The organism is Stenotrophomonas sp. STEN046 (genome assembly GCF_056759755.1).
This window is the reverse complement of the sequence record NZ_JBRRDR010000006.1, coordinates 107,526-125,741: the sequence shown is the minus strand read 5'-3', so window position 1 is coordinate 125,741 and position 18,216 is coordinate 107,526. Positions and strand designations below refer to the sequence as shown.

Genomic DNA, 18,216 nt, shown 5'->3' with positions numbered 1-18,216 from the left:
CCATGTGACGGGCTTCGTCTTTTTACGAAAGAAGAAAACGAGAGGGCGGAAACCACGGCTTAACTGCTAAAGTCGGAATGATCGACAGGAGAGTCATGTGAACGCGCTCGCCGCCACCGCCATCGACGACGTTGAAGGCCGCATCCTGGATGCGCTGCTGGCACGTGGCCGGCTGAAGGAGGGAGACCTGGCGCGTGCACGGCCGCTGCACGCCGAAGCCGGTGGCAGCCTGCTGGGCCTGTTGGTACGTCTTGGGCTGGTGTCTGAACGCGACCAGGCGCAGGCCAGTGCCGATGTGCTCGGCCTGCCACTGCTGGAAGGCCGGCAACTGCCTGAATCGCCACCGCAGGCACTGGCCGAAGGCCTGCCCTTGTCGCTGCGCTTCCTCAAGCAGTTCCACGTCTGCCCGCTGGCGCTGGATGAGACCGGCGTGCAGCTGTGGTTGGCCGACGCCCACGACCCGTATCCGCAGCAGGCGGTGCAGCTGGCCCTGGGCATGCCGGTCACGCCGCTGCTGGGCATGCGCGCGGAAATCGACGATCTGGTCGAACGCTGGTTCGGGCAAGGGCGCAGCGCGATGGGCGCCATCGTGGAAACCGCCGACGGTGAAGGCGGCGCGGTGGACGATATCGAACACCTGCGTGATCTGGCTTCCGAGGCACCGGTGATCCGCCTGGTCAACCTGGTGATCCAGCGTGCGGTCGAACTGCGCGCATCGGATATCCACGTCGAGCCCTTTGAAAGCCGCCTGAAGGTGCGCTATCGCGTTGATGGCGTGCTGGTGGAGGGCGAGAGCCCCCCGGCCAACCTGACGGCCGCGGTCATCAGCCGCATCAAGATCATGGCCCGGCTCAACATCGCCGAACGCCGCCTGCCGCAGGACGGCCGCATCATGCTGCGCGTGCAGGGCAAGGAACTGGACCTGCGTGTAAGCACCGTGCCGACGGCGCACGGTGAAAGCGTGGTCATGCGTCTTCTCGACCGCGAAACCGTCGTGCTCGATTTCCATCGGCTGGGCTTCACCGACGCATTCCTGCCGCAGTTCCGCAAGGTGCTTGAACAGCCACACGGCATCATGCTGGTGACCGGCCCGACCGGCTCGGGCAAGACCACCACGCTGTACACCGCGCTGAGTCAGCTCAACACCGCCGACGTCAAGATCATCACCGTCGAAGACCCGGTCGAGTACCAGATCGAAGGCATCAACCAGATCCAGGCCAAGCCGCAGATCGGGTTGGATTTCGCCAACGCGCTGCGCAGCATCGTGCGCCAGGATCCGGACATCATCATGATCGGCGAAATGCGCGACCTGGAAACCGCGCGCATCGCCATCCAGTCCGCGTTGACCGGCCATCTGGTGCTGTCCACCCTGCACACCAACAACGCAGCCGGCGGCATCACCCGCCTGCTCGACATGGGGGTGGAGGATTACCTGCTGACCTCCACCATCAACGGCATCCTGGCCCAGCGCCTGGTGCGCCGGCTGGAACCGACCCACGCCGAGCGCTACGAGGCTTCGCCGGAAGAGATCGAACGCTTTGACCTGCGCCGCCTGCAGCCGGACGGAACGATCTACCTGTATCGCCCGGTGCCCTCGGCGTTGGCGCCGACCGGTTACCTGGGGCGCACCACGATCATGGAATTCCTGGTGATGAACGATGCGCTGCGCCGTTCGGTGATGCGTCGCGACGGCATGGGCGAAATCGAGCGCATTGCGCGCGAGGCCGGCATGCGCACGATGTATGAGGATGGCCTGGCCAAGGCACTGAGCGGACAGACGACCCTCGAGGAAGTCCTGCGCGTTACCGAGGAAGGCTGATGCGCGCGCAGGAACGACGCTGACATGCCCATTTACCGTTACAAGGCCCTCAATCCGCACGGCGAGGTGTTCGACGGTCAGATGGAGGCGGCCAACGAGGCCGACCTGGTCGCACGGCTGCAGGACCAGGGCCATCTACCGATGGAAACCCAGTTGGCCGATGGCGGTACGGTGGGTGGCAGCAGCCTGCGTGGCCTGTTCCGCCAGCGCCCGCTGCAGGGCGCGGCGTTGTTGCAGTTCACCCAGCAGCTGGCGACGCTGCTCGGTGCCGGGCAGCCGCTGGACCGCGCGCTCTCGATCCTGCTCAGCCTGCCCGAAGACGAGCGATCACGTCGCGCGATCACCGACATCCGCGATGTGGTGCGCGGCGGTGCACCGTTGTCGACCGCATTGGAACGCCAGCACGGCCTGTTCTCGCGCCTGTACGTGAACATGGTGCGTGCCGGTGAGGCCGGTGGCAGCCTGCACGAAACCCTGCAGCGGCTGGCCGACTACCTCGAACGCAGCCGCGCGCTGCAGGGCAAGGTCATCAACGCGCTGGTGTACCCGGCCATCCTGCTGGTGGTGGTGGGCGGTGCGCTGTTGTTCCTGCTGGGCTACGTGGTGCCGCAGTTCGCGCAGATGTACGAGAGCCTGGACGTCGCGTTGCCGTGGTTCACCAACCTGGTGCTGCAGCTGGGCCTGTTCGTGCGCGACTGGTGGGTGCTGTTGCTGGTGGTGCCCGGCGTAGTGCTGCTGTTGTTCGAGCGCAAGCTGCGCCAGCCGGCATTCCGACTCGCACTGGATGGCTGGCTGCTGCAGCGGCGCGGCATCGGCCGCCTGCTGGGCGAACTGGAATCGGCGCGTCTGCTGCGCACCCTCGGCACGCTGCTGCGCAATGGCGTGCCGCTGCTGGGTGCGTTGGGCATCGCCCGCAACGTACTGGGCAACCATGCGCTGGCTGCCGACCTGGAAACGGCTGCCGATGAGGTCAAGAACGGTGCCGGCCTGTCACTGGCGTTGTCGCGGGGCAAGCGCTTCCCACGGTTGGCGCTGCAGATGATCCAGGTCGGCGAGGAATCAGGCGCGCTCGATACCATGTTGCTGAAGGCAGCTGATACCTTCGAACAGGACAGTGCGCGCCGCATCGACCGCCTGCTGGCAGCAATGGTCCCGGCGATCACCCTGGTCCTGGCCTCGGTGGTGGGCGCGGTGATCGTTGCCGTGCTGGTGCCGCTGTATGACCTTACCAACGCCATCGGTTGACGATGGCTCCCTTCGTACCCCCGACATCCCGCACCTGAAAGGACCGACCATGATTGCTTCCCGTCGACCGATCCGCCTTTCCTTCACCGCCGCACGCCACCAGTCGGGCATGAGCCTGCTGGAAATCATCATCGTCATCGTGTTGATCGGCGCGGTGCTGACCCTCGTCGCCAGCCGCGTGCTGGGCGGCGCTGACCGTGGCAAGGCCAACATCGCCAAGGCGCAGGTGCAGACCGTCGCTTCCAAGGTCGACAACTACCAGATCGACACCGGCAAGCTGCCCGGCTCGCTGAACGATCTGGTGACCGCCCCGGCCGGTGTTGCCGGTTGGCTGGGCCCGTATGCCAAGACCGCCGACCTCAACGACCCGTGGGGCCACGCGCTGGAATACCGCGCGCCGGGCGAAGGCCAGGCGTACGAGTTGATCAGCCTGGGCAAGGATGGCAAGGCCGGTGGCAGCAGCGTCGACGCTGATATCCGCTACCAGCCATAAGCACCCATGCTGAATGTCCTGCCGCGCCGGCTCTCACGCCCGCGCCTGCACGGCAGGCGCGCTGCGGGTCTGTCGCTGCTGGAAATGCTGCTGGTGATCGCGTTGATCGCAGCCATCGGGCTGATTACCGCTGCCGGCATGTCGCGCGGGTTCGCCGGCATGCAGCTGCGCAGTGCCGGCAAGGACATCGCCAACCAGCTGCGCATGGTACGCGCGCAGGCCATTGCCCGTGGCGAGCCGCAACGCTTCGTGATCGAACCGGCGCAGCACCGCTGGCAGGGTGCCAACCAGCGCCAGGGTGAAGTGCCTGCAGCGCTGCAGGTGCAGTTCGAAGGCGCAGCGCAGCTGGCCACCGTGCCGGGGCAGGGCGTTATCGAGTTCCATCCCGACGGCGGTTCCAGCGGCGGCCGCATCCGCCTGCAGCGCGATGCCGCCGAATGGCGCATCGACGTGGGCTGGTTGACCGGTGAAGTCCGCTCCGGACCGTGGCGGGCGCAATGAAGCGGCGCGTTCGCGGCTTCACCCTGTTGGAAGTGATTGTTGCCTTCGCCTTGCTTGGCCTGGCGCTGACGCTGTTGCTGGGCAGCCTGTCTGGTGGTGCAAGGCAGGTGCGTGATGCTGAACTGCGCACGCGCGCGGTGCTGCACGCGCAATCGCTGCTGGCCGGCACCGGGGTGGAGGCTCCGTTGCAGGTGGGCAGCCAGCAGGGCGAGTGGGAACAGGGGCGTTACCACTGGCAGCTGCAGGTGCAGCCGTGGGTCGAGCCGCGCGGCAACGCGCAGCCGGCAGCGCAGTCACCGGGTGCGCCGTGGCTGGCCGAGCTGCAGCTGCAGGTGCGCTGGGGTGACAGTGAGCGTGAGCAGCTGCGCTGGCGCAGCCTGCGCCTGCTGCCTCCGGCGCTGGAGGGTGCGCGATGAGGCGTCCTGCCGCCGGGTTCACCCTGGTCGAAGTGATGCTGGCCACGGTTTTGCTGGCCGGTGGCCTGGCGCTGGCCTTCGCCAGCGTGCGCTCGGCCATGGCGATCAGCCAGCGCGGTGAACAGATTGCCGCGCAGAGCGAACGCATGCGTGCGGTGCAGGGGCTGCTGCGCCGCCAGCTGGGTGGCGCCCTGCGCAGCCCGCTGGAAGTACCCGATCCCACCCGTGAGCCGGTGTTCTTCCAGGGCGATGCGGATCGCATGGCCTTCGTCGCCGACCTGCCGGGCTATCTTGGTCGCGGCGGCCCCTACCTGCATGCCCTGCAGGTGGAAGGAGCCCCCGGGCACCGCCGCCTGCTGCTGGACATGGTGCTGCTGCAGGAAGGCGAGCGTATCGCCGAAACGCCACCGCGGCCGCCGGAGGTGCTGGCCGATGAACTGAAAGAGGTGCGCCTGCGCTATCGCGGCATCGACGCTGGCAGCGGGCAGATGACCGAGTGGTTGCCGCGCTGGGAAGACACCCGGCGCCTGCCGCTGCTGGTGGAAATCCAGATCGTGCCGGCCAGGGGTACGACCTGGCCGGCACTGCTGGTCGCACCGCGCGCCGGCGGCAATGGTGGTGCTCGATGAACCGCCAGCGTGGCGCCGCACTGGTGCTGGTGCTGTGGCTGATCGCGCTGATGACCGCGCTGGTGGGCGCCTTCGCGCTGAGTGCGCGCGTCGAGCATCTGCAGCAGCGCGTGCTGGATGATGATGCGCGCGGCCAGGAGCGCGCCCGCGCAGGCCTGGAATATGCACTGCTGCGCCTGCAGCCGGACCCGCAGCGGCCACCGTGGCAGGCCGATGGCCGCGTCTACCGCTGGCAGTTCGACGATGCCCCCATCGAGATCCGGGTGCTGGACGAGAACGGCAAGATCAACCTCAACCTGGCCGATGCGGCGTTGCTGACCGCCTTCCTGCAGGCGCTGGGCGAAGCGCCCGAACAGGCGCGGCAGCTGGCCGGGGCGATCATCGACTGGCGCGATGAGGACAGCCTGCTGCAGCCGGGCGGCGGCGCCGAGGCGCCGGAATACGCGGCGGCCGGATTGCCCTACGGGCCGCGCAACAAGCGCTTTGAAACCCTGGGCGAACTGCAGCGGGTGCTGGGCATGCGCGCCTCCCTGTACGCGGCGATGCAACCGCATCTGACGCTCTACAGCCGCCAGGCACGTCCCGATCCGCGAGTGGCAAGCGCCCCGGTACTGACCGCGCTGGGCCTGGATGCAGAGCAGGTACTGGCGCAACGTGCCCTGCAGGAGCGTGACGGAGATAACGCTGCGGGAGCATCGACGCTTGCCAGCGGCAGTGGCACCTATAGTATCGAGTGCCGCGCCACCGACGGCAGCGGACGCCGGTCGGTGTTGCAGGCGGTGGTACGCAACGGATCGGGCGGGGTGCCCGGTCGGACCTACACAGTGCTTCGCTGGGAGCAGGGAATGGCAGCAAGATGACGGCTTGGCAGGATAGTCTGCGGCAGGTGCAGGGCCAGATCGGCCCGGGTGCCGGCCGTTTCCTGCGCTGGTGGAAGCAGTCGCTGCTGGCCTGGGTGCCGATGCGCTGGCAGTGGGCATTGGGCTGGTCGCAGACCCGCCTGCTGCTGCAGCGCGACGACGGGCAGCTGCAGCTCTGGCGCGAAACCGGCGACGGCCTCGAACCGGTGGTCCGCCTGCCATGGCCGGTGTCACCGGCCGAGCTGGACCGGGTGCTGGAACCGCGCCTGCGATCACTGCCCAGGGTGTGGCTGTTGCCTGCCGCCCAGGTGCTGCGGCGCACCCTGCGCCTGCCAGCGGCAGCGGCCGACCGCCTGCACGCGGTGGTCGGCTATGAAATCGACCGGCAGACACCGTTCGAAGCCAGCCAGGTCAGCTATGACGTGCGTGAACTGGGCAGCGCCGGCGAAGGCCTGCTGCAGGTGGAACTGGTGGCCTGGCCATTGCGCCAGATCGAACAGTGGCGCTCGCAGAGCGGGGAATGGGCCGACGCACTGGCCGGTGTCGATGCGATCGACGCGCAGGGCCGCACACTGCAGGTCAACCTGTTGCCGCCTGGCCAACGCCAGCAGCGGCCGGACCCGATGCGGCGCTGGAACCTGCTGCTGGCTGCCGCGGCGCTGGTGATGCTGGTACTGGCCGCCGCACAGCTGCTGGACAACCGTCGCGACGCCGTCGATGCGCTGCGTGAAGAGGTCGAGCGCAGCGCCCGCAGTGCGCGCGGCGTGGCCGCCGAGCGTACCCAGCTGCAGGCCCTGCTTGATGGCGCGACGTTCCTGGAAACCCAACGCAACCAGCGCGCCAGCACCGTTGAAGTGTGGAACGAACTGACCCGCCGGTTGCCCGATGGAACCTATCTGGAAAAACTGGCGATCGAGAACAACAGCCTGCAGCTGATCGGGCTCAGCACCGAAGCATCGCAGCTGGTGCAGCTGCTGCAGGACGCGCCACAGTGGCGCAAGGTCAATCTGACCGGGGTGCTGCAGGCCGATGGTGCCAGCAGCGGCCGCGACCGTTTCACCCTGACCGCCGAGCTGCAGCCGCTGCAGGCCGCTGCACCGACGCCAGCATCCGCACCGACTGAATCAACGGAGGCGGCCGATGCCGATGCCAAGCGCACGCCGTGACCGCTGGCTGGCACTGGCACTGCTGTTGGCAGTGCTGGGGCTGGCTTACCTGCTGCTGGTGCATCCGTGGTTCACCCAGCCGCTGCGCGCGATCGATGCCGATGCCGCCGGCCTGCGCGAGCGGCAGCAGCGGGTGCAGGCGCAGCTGCAGCAGCAGCCACAGATCGAACAGCGTCTGCGCGCCACCCGGCAGGCCCTGCAGCAGCGCCCGGGTTTCCTGCGCGAAGCCACCGCCGAAGCGGCCGCGGCCGCGCTCGGCGCGCGCCTGCAGGATGCCGTGGCAATGGCCAGCCCGGGCAACCGCAGCTGCACCATCAGCAACCGTACCCCGCTGAACGACAACCGCCGCGATGCCGCGTTCGTGCGCGTTGCGATGCAGGTGCGGCTGCGCTGCGGCGTGGCCGAACTGGCTACCGTGCTGCACAGTCTGGAGACCGGCAGTCCGCGCTTGTTCGTGGACAACCTCAACCTCATCGCACAGCGTTTCCAGCAATCACCGAACGAATCCGGCCTCGGTCTGGATGTGTCCTTCGAACTGGCCGGCTACCTGCTGCCGGGCGCTGCTGCCGATGCACCGGCGGCAGCGGTCCCCGCGGCACCGGTGGCACCGCCGCCAGCTGCAGCGCCGGCGGCGTCGCCGGAGCCTGCGGCCGAACCGGCTGCGCAAGCGCAGGAGGTGGCCGATGAAGCTTGAGCAGATCAGCCTGCGCACCGGCCTGTTGCTGGCCGTGGCCGGTTGGGCGGCAGCCACCTGGCTGGCCACCGGCTTCGGCCTGGGCAGTCGCCTGCCCGCGGCCACCGCCGATGCCGACGCACAGGCCGCGCTGCCGGTGTTGCCCGCGCTGGCCGCCGAACGCATGGCCGGCGCCGACAGCTACAGCGTGATCAGCGAACGCCCCCTGTTCGCCGAAGACCGCAAGCCGCGCCCGTATCTGCTGGGAGGCAGCGAAGCCGTCGCCAGCCCCGCGCTGCGCCTGACCGGCGTGCTGATGACCGATGATTTCAGCATGGCCACCTTCACCACCGAACAGGGCCGCTCGCTGCGCCTGCGCCTGAATGGCGATGCCGTCGACGGCTGGCAGCTGGTCGCGCTGGAACCGCGCCAGGCCACGGTGAACGGCTCGGGTGGCAGCCAGGTGCTGGAACTGGCGGTGTTCAATGGTCAGGGCGGTGAACCGCCCACTGCCCTGCGCGGTGCCAATGGTGCCGCGCCGGTCGCAGGCGCGGTGGTGCCGTCGCCGGTGCCGCCGCCGCCTCCGGCGCAGCCCCTTCCCACGCCACGCGCCAATGACGGCAACGTCGCCGCGCCGCCTCCCGCAGCGGCCGCCACGCCTGCCGCGCCCCCCGCCAACAACGGCCCCAGCGAAGCGCAGATGCAGGCCATCCGCGAACGCATCCAGGCCCGTCGTCGTCAGCTGCAACAGCAGCAGCAACCGTCGCCGCCCCCGGGCGATGGCACCAACCGATAGAGTGAATGCATGAACCTGCGTTTTCTTCCCTGGTCTTTCGCGCTGACGTTGCTGGTTGGCTGCAGCACCGTGTCCGGTCCGCACCTGCATCGCGGTGTGAATCCACCACCGCCCGCAGCAGGCCAGGCGGCCACCGATCCGCAGGTCGTCGAAGGTGATGCCGCCGCCGGTGCACCGCAGGCGGTGATCCGGCGCGGCAGCGGCACCATGATCAACCGTGAAGCCGCACGTGCGCCCTCGCCGGCGCTGCATTCGGCCAGCGGCGGCAGCGCCACCTTCAATTTCGAAGGCGAGTCGGTGCATGCGGTGGTCAAGGCCATCCTTGGCGACATGCTGGGCCAGAACTATGTGATCGCGCCCGGCGTACAGGGCACCGTCACCCTGGCCACGCCCAAGCCGGTGTCGCCCGCGCAGGCATTGAACCTGCTGGAGATGGTGCTGGGCTGGAACAACGCCCGCATGGTCTACAGCGGCGGGCGCTACAACATCGTTGCCGCCGACCAGGCGCTGGCCGGTACCGTCGCGCCGAGCACCGCGCCGGCGTCCAGCGCACGGGGTTTCGAGGTGCGCGTGGTGCCGCTGCAGTTCATCTCCGCCACCGAGATGAAGAAGGTGCTGGAGCCGTACGCGCGCCCCAATGCCATCGTCAACGTCGACAGTGGCCGCAACGTCATCACGCTGGGCGGCACCCGTGCAGAGCTTGAGAACTACCTGCACACGGTCGAGATCTTCGACGTCGACTGGCTGTCGGGCATGTCCGTCGGCGTGTTCCCGATCCAGTCCGGCAAGGCTGAGCAGGTGGCCGCCGATCTGGAAAAGGTGTTCGGTGAGGAAAGCAAGACACCCAGCGCGGGCATGTTCCGCTTCCTGCCGCTGGAAAACGCGAACGCCGTGCTGGTGATCACCCCGCAGGTGCGTTACCTGGACCAGATCCAGCAATGGCTGGACCGGATCGACACCGCCGGTGGCAGCGCGCGCCTGTTCTCCTATGAACTGCGCTACATCAAGGCACGCGACCTCGCCCAGCGCCTGTCGGAAGCGTTTGCCAGCAGCAACAACCGCAACAGCCGCGGCGGGTCGGCCTCGCTGGCCCCGGGCGCGACGCCGATGCAGGTCGACAGCCGTGGTCAGAACAGCGGCGGCGATGTCGGTTCGGTGGGCAATACCGGTTCGGGCACCGGCAGTGGTGGCATGGCCAGCACCATGAACCTGCCGCAGCGCCAGGAAGGCAACATCAGTGTCAGCCTGGATGTGGAGGGCGATACGGTGGGCGTGTCGGCGGTGGAGGAAACCAACGCACTGCTGGTGCGCTCCACCCCACAGGCCTGGCGTTCCATCCGTGAAGTGATCGAGAAGCTCGACGTGATGCCGATGCAGGTGCACATCGAAGCCCAGGTGGCCGAAGTGGACCTCGATGGCGACCTCAAGTACGGCGTCAACTGGTTCTTCGAAAACGCGGTGCAGGGCCAGACCTTCCCGGGTGCCACCGGCGGTGCGACGCTGCCCAGCGCACTCGGCCGCAGCGTGTGGGGCACCTTTGCCGGCGCAGTGACCGGCGGTGAAGGCGCCGGCTGGACCTTCCTCGGCAAGAATGCCGCCGCCGTGGTCAGCGCGCTGGACAAGGTAACCAACCTGCGCCTGCTGCAGACCCCGTCGATCTTCGTACGCAACAACGCCGAGGCCCAGCTCAACGTCGGCACCAAGATTCCGATCAACTCGGTGTCGGTCAATACCGGTGTCAGCGACAACACCTACAGCCAGGTGCAGTACCTGGATACCGGCGTGATCCTGAAGGTGCGCCCGCGCATCACCCGCGATGGCGTGGTGTTCCTGGATATCGTGCAGGAGGTCAGCTCGGCCGGCGCCACGCCGTCCGGCTGCGACCCGACCAAGACCACCTGCAACCCGCCGATCAACACCCGCAAGATTTCCACCGAAGCGGCGCTGCAGAGCGGCGATACGATCATGCTGGCCGGCTTGATCACCAATTCCGACGAGGACGGTTCCAGCGGCATTCCGGGCCTGAGCCGGCTGCCGATCGTCGGCGGCCTGTTCGGCAGCAAGGTGCGCAAGAACAAGCGTTCGGAGGTGATCGTGCTGCTGACCCCGACCATCGTGCGCAACGCGGGCGAGGCACGCAGCCTGACCGACGAATACAGCAACCGCTTCCGTGCGATGGAGCCGTTCCCCACCCGCGAGCGCAAGAAGTAGGGTTTTCTTTGGCAGGGCCTGCAGCCCTGCACCTGCAGGAGCAACAGCAACGTCAAAAGCGGGCTATCAGTGGGTTGGCGGGGCGGTGTCGGATTGCGGGGACGCCGCAAGTACGTCCCTGTAGGCTTGGCCGCGGCATCCATGCCGCGGACACCCCGCAATCCGACACCGCCCCACCTTCGACAGGTTCACTCGGCTGTTGGCAGGTGTCGACCTAGGTCGACACGATTTCTCTGTCAGATATCGAAATGGATTTGACCTCGATGCCGTTCCGACAGATCGCGGGGTCTGTCGAAGGCGGGGTGGGTCCGGTTGAGGGGGTGTGAGCGGCATGGATGCCGCGACCAAGCCCCCATGGACGGGTTTACGGCGTCCCCCTCAACCGGACCCACCCCGCCAACCCACGGAATGCATGCCTTTGACGTTGACGTTGACGTTGACGTTGATCTGCAGCAGGTGCAGGGCTGCAAGCCCTGCCGGACAAACCCCTACCGGGTCTGCCCTTCGCCGCGCACCACGAAACGTTCGACCGTCAGCGCTTCCAGTCCCATCGGGCCATAGGCATGCAGGCGCGTGGTGGAAATGCCGATCTCGCTGCCGAGGCCCAGCTGGCCGCCATCGGAGAAGCGCGAGGAGGCATTGACCATCACCACCGCCGAACGCAACGCGTTGACGAAACGTTCGGCATTGGCAGCCTCTTCGGTAGCGATCACTTCGGTGTGGTCGGAGGTGTAGCGGCGGATGTGTGCGATGGCGGCATCAAGATCGTCGACCACGCCCACCGCCAGCACCAGATCCAGGAACTCGGCGGCAAAGTCGTCATCGGTGGCCGCGCTGCTGCCGGGCAGCAAGGGCTGCGCGCGTTGGTCGGCGCGCAGCTGCACGCCTCGTTCGGCCAACGCCTGCGCGGCACGCGGCAGGAATTCACCGGCGATATCCCGGTGCACCAGCAGCGTCTCCAGCGAATTGCAGGCCGACGGCCGGCTGCATTTGCCATCAATCAGCAGATCCACCGCCTTGCCCAGGTCGGCGCTGGCGTCCACGAACAGATGGCAGACCCCCTTGTAGTGCTTGATGACCGGAACGCGTGCGTGTTCGGCCACGAACCGGATCAGGCCCTCGCCTCCGCGCGGGATGGCCAGATCGATCAGTTCGTGCAGCTGCAGCAGTTCAAGCATCGCTTCGCGGCGCAGGTCGGTCAGTACAGTCACCGCCGCAGGTGGCACGCCGTTGGCCTCCAGCGCGCCCGCCAATGCCTGGGCGATGGCGGTGTTGGAATGGATGGCCTCCGAGCCACCACGAAGGATCACACCGTTGCCTGCTTTCAGGCACAGCGCTGCCGCTTCGGCCGTCACGTTCGGACGCGCTTCGTAGATCATCGCGATCACGCCCAGCGGCACGCGCACCTTCTGCACGCGGATGCCGTTCGGGCGCACGTCATCGCGGGTCACCTGCCCCACCGGATCCTGCAGCCCGGCCACCTCGCGCACCGCGTCGGCCATCGCCAACAGGCGCGCGGGATCCAGCGCCAGGCGATCGAGCATCGCGCTGCCCACGCCCTTTTCACGGGCGGCGGCCAGATCACGGGCGTTGTTGGCCAGAATCGACCCGGCGTTGAGTTCCAGCGCCTGTGCCATTGCCTGCAGCAGCGTCCTGCGGGCATCGCCGTCCAGGCCGGCAACCACCTGGGCTGCGTCGCGGCAGGCGCGCGCCTGCGATTCGATCTCACTCATCGGGATGTCCTGCAGTGGGTTCATGGCAGCACCAGATCGTCGCGATGCACGACCGTGCCACCGTAGTTGTAGCCGAGCACGACCTGGATATCACGGCTGTGGCGACCGGCGATGCGGCGTATGTCATCGGCAGCGTACTGGCTCACGCCACGCGCGACGCAGACCTGGCCGGCCTCTGTGTGCCAGCACACCTGCACCATGTCGCCGCGACGGAACGCGCCCTCGGCGCCGGTGATGCCGCCGGGCAGCAGCGAAGCGCCTTTCTCGCGCATCGCCTGTGCGGCACCGGCATCAACCAGGATCGCGCCTTCGGCAAGCGGCGCGTGCCGCAGCCAGTGCTTGCGGGCCGCTTCGCGGCTGCGTGCGGCATGGATCCGGGTGCCGAACAGGCGGTCCTGTCCCAGCGCACGCACCACGTCGCCGCTGCGGCCATTGAACAGATAGGTCTCGATACCGACGCGGCCAGCCTTGGCGGCGGCCTCCAGCTTGGTGCGCATGCCGCCGGTACCGGCGCGCGAACCCGCACCGCCCGCCATCGCCAGCACCGCATCGCTCAGCTCCGGCACATCGTGCAACGGCCGGGCGTCGGCCTGCGTGCGCGGATCGGCACTGTAAAGGCCGTCGATATCGGTAGCGATGAACAAGGCATCGGCATCGACCAGCGCCGCCACCGTGGCGGCCAGGTTGTCGTTGTCGCCGAGCTTGAGCTCATCCACCGAAACGGTGTCGTTCTCATTGACCACCGGCAACGCCCCCAGCCGCAACAGTTCGTTGAGAGTGGCGCGCGCATTGAGATAGCGCCGACGGTTGCGCAGGTCATCATGGGTCAGCAGCACCTGCGCGACGGGACGTTCGAAGAAGCGCTGCCACAACCCGATCAGCTGTGCCTGGCCGAGTGCCGCCAGCGCCTGCCGCGCAGCCATCGCTGCGCCCGGCTGGTCTGCCTTGGGCAGGATCGCGCGCCCTGCCGCCACCGCGCCGGAGGACACGATCACCACCTCGCGCCCGGCCAGTACATTGGCCGAGACGAACTGGGCCAGGCCCAGCGCATGACGTGGCGACAACCCGCCGCCATCAGCGGCGAGCAGGCTGCTGCCGACCTTCAGCACCGCACGCCGCCACGGCGGCAGCGCTTGTTCGGGGAACGGCGATGCAATCCGGGTGGCGTGGACGGTCATCTCAGGGGCGCCTCAGCGCGTGTTCCATTCGTGTACGGTCAGCGCCGAGGCCTGCATCGTCACCAGCGGATCGGTGGCGACAATGGCCTGGGCCTGCGCCAGGCTGTCGAGGTTGCACAGTACGTAGGCACCACCGCTGCCATCGGCGAAGCCACCGGTCAGCTGCAGCTTGCCTTCAGCGCGCAACGCATCGAGGAAATCCAGATGCGGCTGCACGGCCGCCTGGGTGAAACCGGGAAGGCGCATGGCCAGCACCAGATAGACCGTGCCGGCCATCAGGACAGCGCCTGCCAGCGTGCGCGCAGCTCATCCAGACGCAGATCGGATGCCGAGCCCGGCGATACCCGAGCGGCCAGGCTGCCTTCCGGGGTGCGCCCCTGCCCTGCACTGTCCGCACCAGCGGCGGCAGCCTTGTACGCCTCGCGGAACGGCACGCCGGCAACGGCCGCTTCCACCGCGACATCGGTGGCGTACATGCCCGAATCGATCGCTGCACGCAGCTTGTCGTCGCGCCATTCGAGGTTGGCCAGCAGGGCCGGCAGCAGTTCCAGTGCGGCCAGGCCACGACCGAATCCATGGAAGATCGCGCCCTTGGACGACTGCAGGTCACGGTGGTAGCCCGACGGCAGCGACAGCAGCTGCTCGATCTCGGTACGCGCGGCCGCCACGCTGGCGTGGGTGGCACGCATCAGCTCGATCACATCCGGATTGCGCTTGTTGGGCATGATCGAACTGCCGGTGGTGTACTGCGCCGGCAGCGCCACGAAGCCGAACTCGGCACTGGTGAACAGCGAAAGATCCCAGGCAATGCGGCGCAGATCCAGCGTCGCACCACCCAGCGCCTCCAGCGCGGCCAGTTCGAACTTGCCACGCGACAGCTGCGCGTAGATCGGCGATATCTGCATGCGTGCGAAGCCGAGCGCGGCGGTGGTGTGCTCGCGGTCCAGCGGCAGATTGACACCGTAACCGGCAGCCGTACCCAGCGGATTGGCATCGACCAGCGCATGGGTATCGCGGGCGCGGATGGCGTTGTCGATGAACGCCTCGGCCCAGCCGGCCCACCACATGCCCGCCGAGGACACCACGGCACGCTGGATGTGGGTATAGCCGGGAACCGGCAGGTCTTTTTCCGCGTGCGCACGGTCCAGCGCGACCTTGGCCACTTCGGCGCTGAGCTGTGCCACGTGCTGCAGCTTTTCCTTCAGCCACAAGCGGGTGGCGACCAGGATCTGGTCATTGCGGCTGCGCCCGGTGTGGATCTTGCGGCCGGCATCGCCGAGGCGTTCGGTCAGGCGCGCTTCGATCGCCGAATGTCCATCTTCATACTGCGTATCCAGTACGAAACGGCCTTCGCGGAAATCCTGTGCCAGCACATCGAGCTCGCGCAGCAGGCCCGCCAGCTCATCACCGCTGAGGATGCCGATGTGCTGCAGGCCCTGCGCATGCGCGGCGCTGGCAGCAATGTCGTGCAGGAAAAATTCGCGGTCGAGGATCACATCGTCGCCGGCGAGGAAGGTCTGGATCTTGGCGTCTACAGCGACACCGGGCTTCTGCCAAAGAAGGTCTGCCATGGGGGCTCCGGAAACAGGTCGGTATGGGGTTCAGTGCGGGATCGAGGTCAGTTCGTCAATGCCCAGCGCGATGTTGAGGTTCTGCATGGCCTGGGTGGCCGCACCCTTCAGCAGGTTGTCCAGGGTTGCCACCACAACCACCCGCTTGCCGCCCGGGGCCAGGGTGAAGCCGCCGACCTGCGCGCCGTGGCGTCCGGCGATTCGGCTCACCCAGGGCGCTTCGTCCACGACGTCGACCAGCGCTTCCCCGTCATAGGCCTGCTGGAAACGCTCGACGATCTGCTCGCGGGTCTGCACGCGGTTCAACCACAGGTTGGCGGTCAGGGTGATGCCCCGGAAATGCGGTGCCACGTGCGGCATGAACTCAACCGGCACGCCAAGGTGTGCCGCTACCTCGCGCTCGTGCACATGGTTGGTCAACGCATACGGCATCAGGTTGTCGGCCAGCAGTTCGACATTGTTCTTGTCCGACGGCGAGGTGCCGGCACCGGAATAACCGGACACGCCGAAGCACTGCGGTGGGCCGGCCAGCAGATCCAGCAACGGGTGGATCGCAAGCTGCATCGCAGTGGCATAGCAGCCCGGATTGCTGATGTGCTTCTGCCCGTTGTAGCGGCTGCGGGTGAGCTCCGGAAGACCGTAATACCAGGTGTTCTCGAAGCGATAATCGGCTGACAGGTCGACGATCACGGTGTCGGGCCTGGCCGCTTCAAGTGCCGTCACGAACGGGGCGGCCAGGCCATTGGGCAGGGCCAGGATCACTGCGTCCACGCCCTTGGCGGCGACCGCCTCGGCATCCAGGTTTTCGTAGCGCAGCTCGCCCTGGAACTCGGGATGGTGATCGGCCAGGCGCTGGCCAGCGCGCTCGCGCGAGGACACGAACGCCAGCTGCAGGCGCGGATGCGCAGCCACCAGCTTGATCAGCTCGGCACCGGTATGGCCACGGGCGCCGATGATGCCCAGGGTGAAAGTCGAATCGTTCATGCGTGGCTGTCCAGACGGTGCTGCAGGTGGCGCTTCACGCCCTGCCACTCCGCGTCGATGATGGAGAAGATGACGGTGTCGCGCGGGGTGCCATCCGGGTGCCGGCGATGATTGCGCAGCACCCCATCCTGCTTGGCACCCAGGCGCGCGATCGCCGTGCGCGATGTGGAATTGAACCAGCTGGTTTCAAACACCACGCTCAGGCACTGCAGGCGCTCGAAGGCGTGGCTGAGCAGCATCAGCTTGGTTTCCGAATTGACGCCGGTGCGCTGCACCGACTCGCCATACCAGGTGTAGCCGATGCTCAGGCGCGGCACATCCGGCTGCAGGTCGTAGTAGCGGGTGGTGCCGACGATCTGGTCGTTGGCATCGAAGACCACGAAAGGAAGCACCTTGCCCTCGGCCTGTGCCTGCAGCGCCGCCTGCACATAGCCGGTCATGGTTTTCGCATCCGGAACCTGGGTGTACCAGAGCTTTGAAAGCGCACCGTCGCCCAGCGCGCCGCGCAGGCCATCGATATGGCCCATCTGCAGCGGTTCCAGCCGCGCATGGGTGCCGGACAGCGTGGGAACCCGGGTCCAATCGGCATGGTTCATCGCGCTCAGCCCTCCAGGCTCGGTGCACGCACGGCACAGTGATCGACATAGGTCCTGATGCGGTCGATGCCATCGGCGCCGTACCAGAACACCTTCCAGTGGCCCTGCTTGTAGCAGCCATCGGATTCGGCGTAGTAGAAGTGGTTGATCGGATTGCCGTTGCGCGAGCGCCAGAACAGCTGCGGGGTTTCCTCCAGCATCACGTTCCAGACGGCGCGGCCAAGGCCTTCGCCCTGCGCATCATCGAGCACCGCGAACTTGTCCAGGTACACACCCTCGGCCTCGTCGGTGAGGATCACCGCCGTGCGGTAGTTCTCGCTGACGTAGGCGCGCAGCAGCGTGGTCTTCTGGAAATAGTCCGGCACCAGGGTGCGGCCGAAACTGGATTCGATCAGGCCCTTCAGGCGTGGCAGGTCCAGTTCGTTCCACGTGGTGGCGCGCAGCACTTTCTCGCCCTTGCGCACCAGCGTGCCCGAGCCCTTGTGGGTGAACAGTTCCTTGGCCAGGTCGGCCGGACGGGTGATCGACACCGACGATTCCAGCGGCAGGCGATCCAGCAGGGATTTGATCTGTTCGATCTTCACCTTCATGCCGCCGTGGATCCATGGCTGCGCGATCAGGTGGTCGTACTCGGTGGACAGGTTGATCGAATCGATCACGCTGCCCTCCTCGTCCAGCAGGCCGCCGGTGCCGGTCAGGAAGATGATCTTGTACGGCTGCAGTTCCTGCACCAGCTCGTTGGCGGCGAAGTCGGCGTTGACGTTGAGGATCTGCCCGCCAGCGGTCTCGCCGAGGCTGGTGATGACCGGAATCGAACCCGCGCGCAGGCTCGCTTCGATCGGCGCCAGATTGACCTTCTTCACCTCCCCGACCAGGCCGTAGGTGTCCAGGCCCAGGTACTCGGCTTCGAACACGCCGCCGGTGATGGAAGTGGCGCGCGCGCCATTCTGCTGCAACGCTTCGACAAGGCGCAGGTTCGACTGCTGGAACACCCGGCGCACGATCGCCAGCGCTTCCGGCGAAGTCACCCGCAGGCCGTTGACGGTCTGCTTTTCGATGCCCGCTGCCGACAGCTCCGCATCCAGCTGCGGGCCGGCGCCGTGCAGCACGATCGGGGTCAGGCCGACTTCCTGCAGGAACGACAGCGACGAGGTCAGCGCTTCCAGATCGTCGCGCAGGACGGCACCGCCGACCTTGACCACGGCAAAGCGCTTGGCGTCCAGCTGCGAGAAGCGCTTGAGGTACTGGCTGATCTCCTTCGCGCTGGCCATGCTGGAAAGCAGGCGCACGATGGTCTGGCGGGTCTGGCGGTGGGGCTGGAGTGCAGGAGACATTTCGGATTCGT

The 18,216-nt window shown here is 67.3% G+C and carries 18 protein-coding genes; 11 read left to right on the top strand and 7 right to left on the bottom strand.

Translation table 11 applies throughout. From position 1 onward, the window contains the following. Positions 1-97 precede the first annotated feature (97 nt). From gspE to gspD, 11 genes are read left to right on the top strand one after another with little or no spacing between them, the layout of a single operon-like run. A complete protein-coding gene (gspE, locus tag ACVOLJ_RS05285; protein WP_481563636.1) occupies positions 98-1,819 on the top strand; it encodes a type II secretion system ATPase GspE in 1,722 nt (573 codons plus the stop codon). A 24-nt stretch (positions 1,820-1,843) separates the two neighbouring features. Next, complete coding sequence (gene xpsF / locus ACVOLJ_RS05280; RefSeq protein WP_475279305.1) at positions 1,844-3,064, top strand: type II secretion system protein XpsF; 1,221 nt, start codon at positions 1,844-1,846, stop codon at positions 3,062-3,064. Positions 3,065-3,113: 49 nt separating this feature from the next. Beyond that, complete coding sequence (gene gspG, locus ACVOLJ_RS05275) at positions 3,114-3,557, top strand: type II secretion system major pseudopilin GspG (RefSeq protein ID WP_481563635.1); 444 nt, start codon at positions 3,114-3,116, stop codon at positions 3,555-3,557. A 6-nt stretch (positions 3,558-3,563) separates the two neighbouring features. Then, entirely contained in the window at positions 3,564-4,058 is a 495-nt protein-coding gene (gene xpsH / locus ACVOLJ_RS05270) for a type II secretion system protein XpsH (RefSeq protein WP_475279303.1), read from the top strand. After that, complete coding sequence (xpsI, locus tag ACVOLJ_RS05265; RefSeq protein ID WP_475279302.1) at positions 4,055-4,474, top strand: type II secretion system protein XpsI; 420 nt, start codon at positions 4,055-4,057, stop codon at positions 4,472-4,474. Before xpsH ends, xpsI begins: the two co-directional genes overlap by 4 nt. Further along, a complete protein-coding gene (locus tag ACVOLJ_RS05260; protein ID WP_481563634.1) occupies positions 4,471-5,103 on the top strand; it encodes a type II secretion system protein J in 633 nt (210 codons plus the stop codon). The genes xpsI and ACVOLJ_RS05260 overlap by 4 nt, the downstream gene beginning before the upstream one ends. Next, complete coding sequence (locus tag ACVOLJ_RS05255) at positions 5,100-5,963, top strand: type II secretion system minor pseudopilin (protein WP_475279299.1); 864 nt, start codon at positions 5,100-5,102, stop codon at positions 5,961-5,963. The genes ACVOLJ_RS05260 and ACVOLJ_RS05255 overlap by 4 nt, the downstream gene beginning before the upstream one ends. Continuing rightward, the gene (locus ACVOLJ_RS05250; protein ID WP_481563633.1) at positions 5,960-7,129 is read left to right on the top strand and encodes a PilN domain-containing protein; all 1,170 of its coding nucleotides are present in this window, start codon (positions 5,960-5,962) and stop codon (positions 7,127-7,129) included. Before ACVOLJ_RS05255 ends, ACVOLJ_RS05250 begins: the two co-directional genes overlap by 4 nt. Continuing rightward, complete coding sequence (gspM, locus tag ACVOLJ_RS05245) at positions 7,104-7,823, top strand: type II secretion system protein GspM (RefSeq protein WP_481563632.1); 720 nt, start codon at positions 7,104-7,106, stop codon at positions 7,821-7,823. Before ACVOLJ_RS05250 ends, gspM begins: the two co-directional genes overlap by 26 nt. Continuing rightward, positions 7,813-8,598, top strand: coding sequence for a hypothetical protein (locus ACVOLJ_RS05240; protein WP_481563631.1), 786 nt, complete (start codon positions 7,813-7,815; stop codon positions 8,596-8,598). The genes gspM and ACVOLJ_RS05240 overlap by 11 nt, the downstream gene beginning before the upstream one ends. A gap of 9 nt (positions 8,599-8,607) precedes the next feature. Beyond that, the gene (gene gspD, locus ACVOLJ_RS05235; protein ID WP_481563630.1) at positions 8,608-10,809 is read left to right on the top strand and encodes a type II secretion system secretin GspD; all 2,202 of its coding nucleotides are present in this window, start codon (positions 8,608-8,610) and stop codon (positions 10,807-10,809) included. Between the two features lie 488 nt (positions 10,810-11,297). On the opposite strand, the gene ACVOLJ_RS05230 is transcribed toward gspD, so the two are convergent. From ACVOLJ_RS05230 to ACVOLJ_RS05200, 7 genes are read right to left on the bottom strand one after another with little or no spacing between them, the layout of a single operon-like run. Continuing rightward, positions 11,298-12,566 carry a glutamate-5-semialdehyde dehydrogenase gene (locus tag ACVOLJ_RS05230; protein WP_481563629.1) on the bottom strand — a complete coding sequence of 423 codons (1,269 nt, stop codon included), beginning with the start codon at positions 12,564-12,566 and terminating at the stop codon, positions 11,298-11,300. Beyond that, positions 12,563-13,720, bottom strand: a complete 1,158-nt coding sequence (proB, locus tag ACVOLJ_RS05225; RefSeq protein ID WP_481563628.1) for a glutamate 5-kinase — start codon at positions 13,718-13,720, stop codon at positions 12,563-12,565. Before proB ends, ACVOLJ_RS05230 begins: the two co-directional genes overlap by 4 nt. A 12-nt stretch (positions 13,721-13,732) precedes the next feature. Further along, positions 13,733-13,996 carry a YciI family protein gene (locus tag ACVOLJ_RS05220; RefSeq protein ID WP_475280252.1) on the bottom strand — a complete coding sequence of 88 codons (264 nt, stop codon included), beginning with the start codon at positions 13,994-13,996 and terminating at the stop codon, positions 13,733-13,735. Beyond that, the gene (argH, locus tag ACVOLJ_RS05215) at positions 13,996-15,291 is read right to left on the bottom strand and encodes an argininosuccinate lyase (RefSeq protein ID WP_481563627.1); all 1,296 of its coding nucleotides are present in this window, start codon (positions 15,289-15,291) and stop codon (positions 13,996-13,998) included. The genes ACVOLJ_RS05220 and argH overlap by 1 nt, the downstream gene beginning before the upstream one ends. 30 nt (positions 15,292-15,321) lie before the next feature. Then, positions 15,322-16,275 carry an N-acetyl-gamma-glutamyl-phosphate reductase gene (gene argC, locus ACVOLJ_RS05210; protein WP_481563626.1) on the bottom strand — a complete coding sequence of 318 codons (954 nt, stop codon included), beginning with the start codon at positions 16,273-16,275 and terminating at the stop codon, positions 15,322-15,324. Beyond that, positions 16,272-16,871: a GNAT family N-acetyltransferase gene (locus ACVOLJ_RS05205; protein WP_475280255.1), complete on the bottom strand. Its 600-nt coding sequence runs from the start codon at positions 16,869-16,871 to the stop codon at positions 16,272-16,274. Before ACVOLJ_RS05205 ends, argC begins: the two co-directional genes overlap by 4 nt. 5 nt (positions 16,872-16,876) lie before the next feature. Further along, entirely contained in the window at positions 16,877-18,205 is a 1,329-nt protein-coding gene (locus ACVOLJ_RS05200; protein WP_475280256.1) for an acetylglutamate kinase, read from the bottom strand. Positions 18,206-18,216 lie beyond the last annotated feature (11 nt).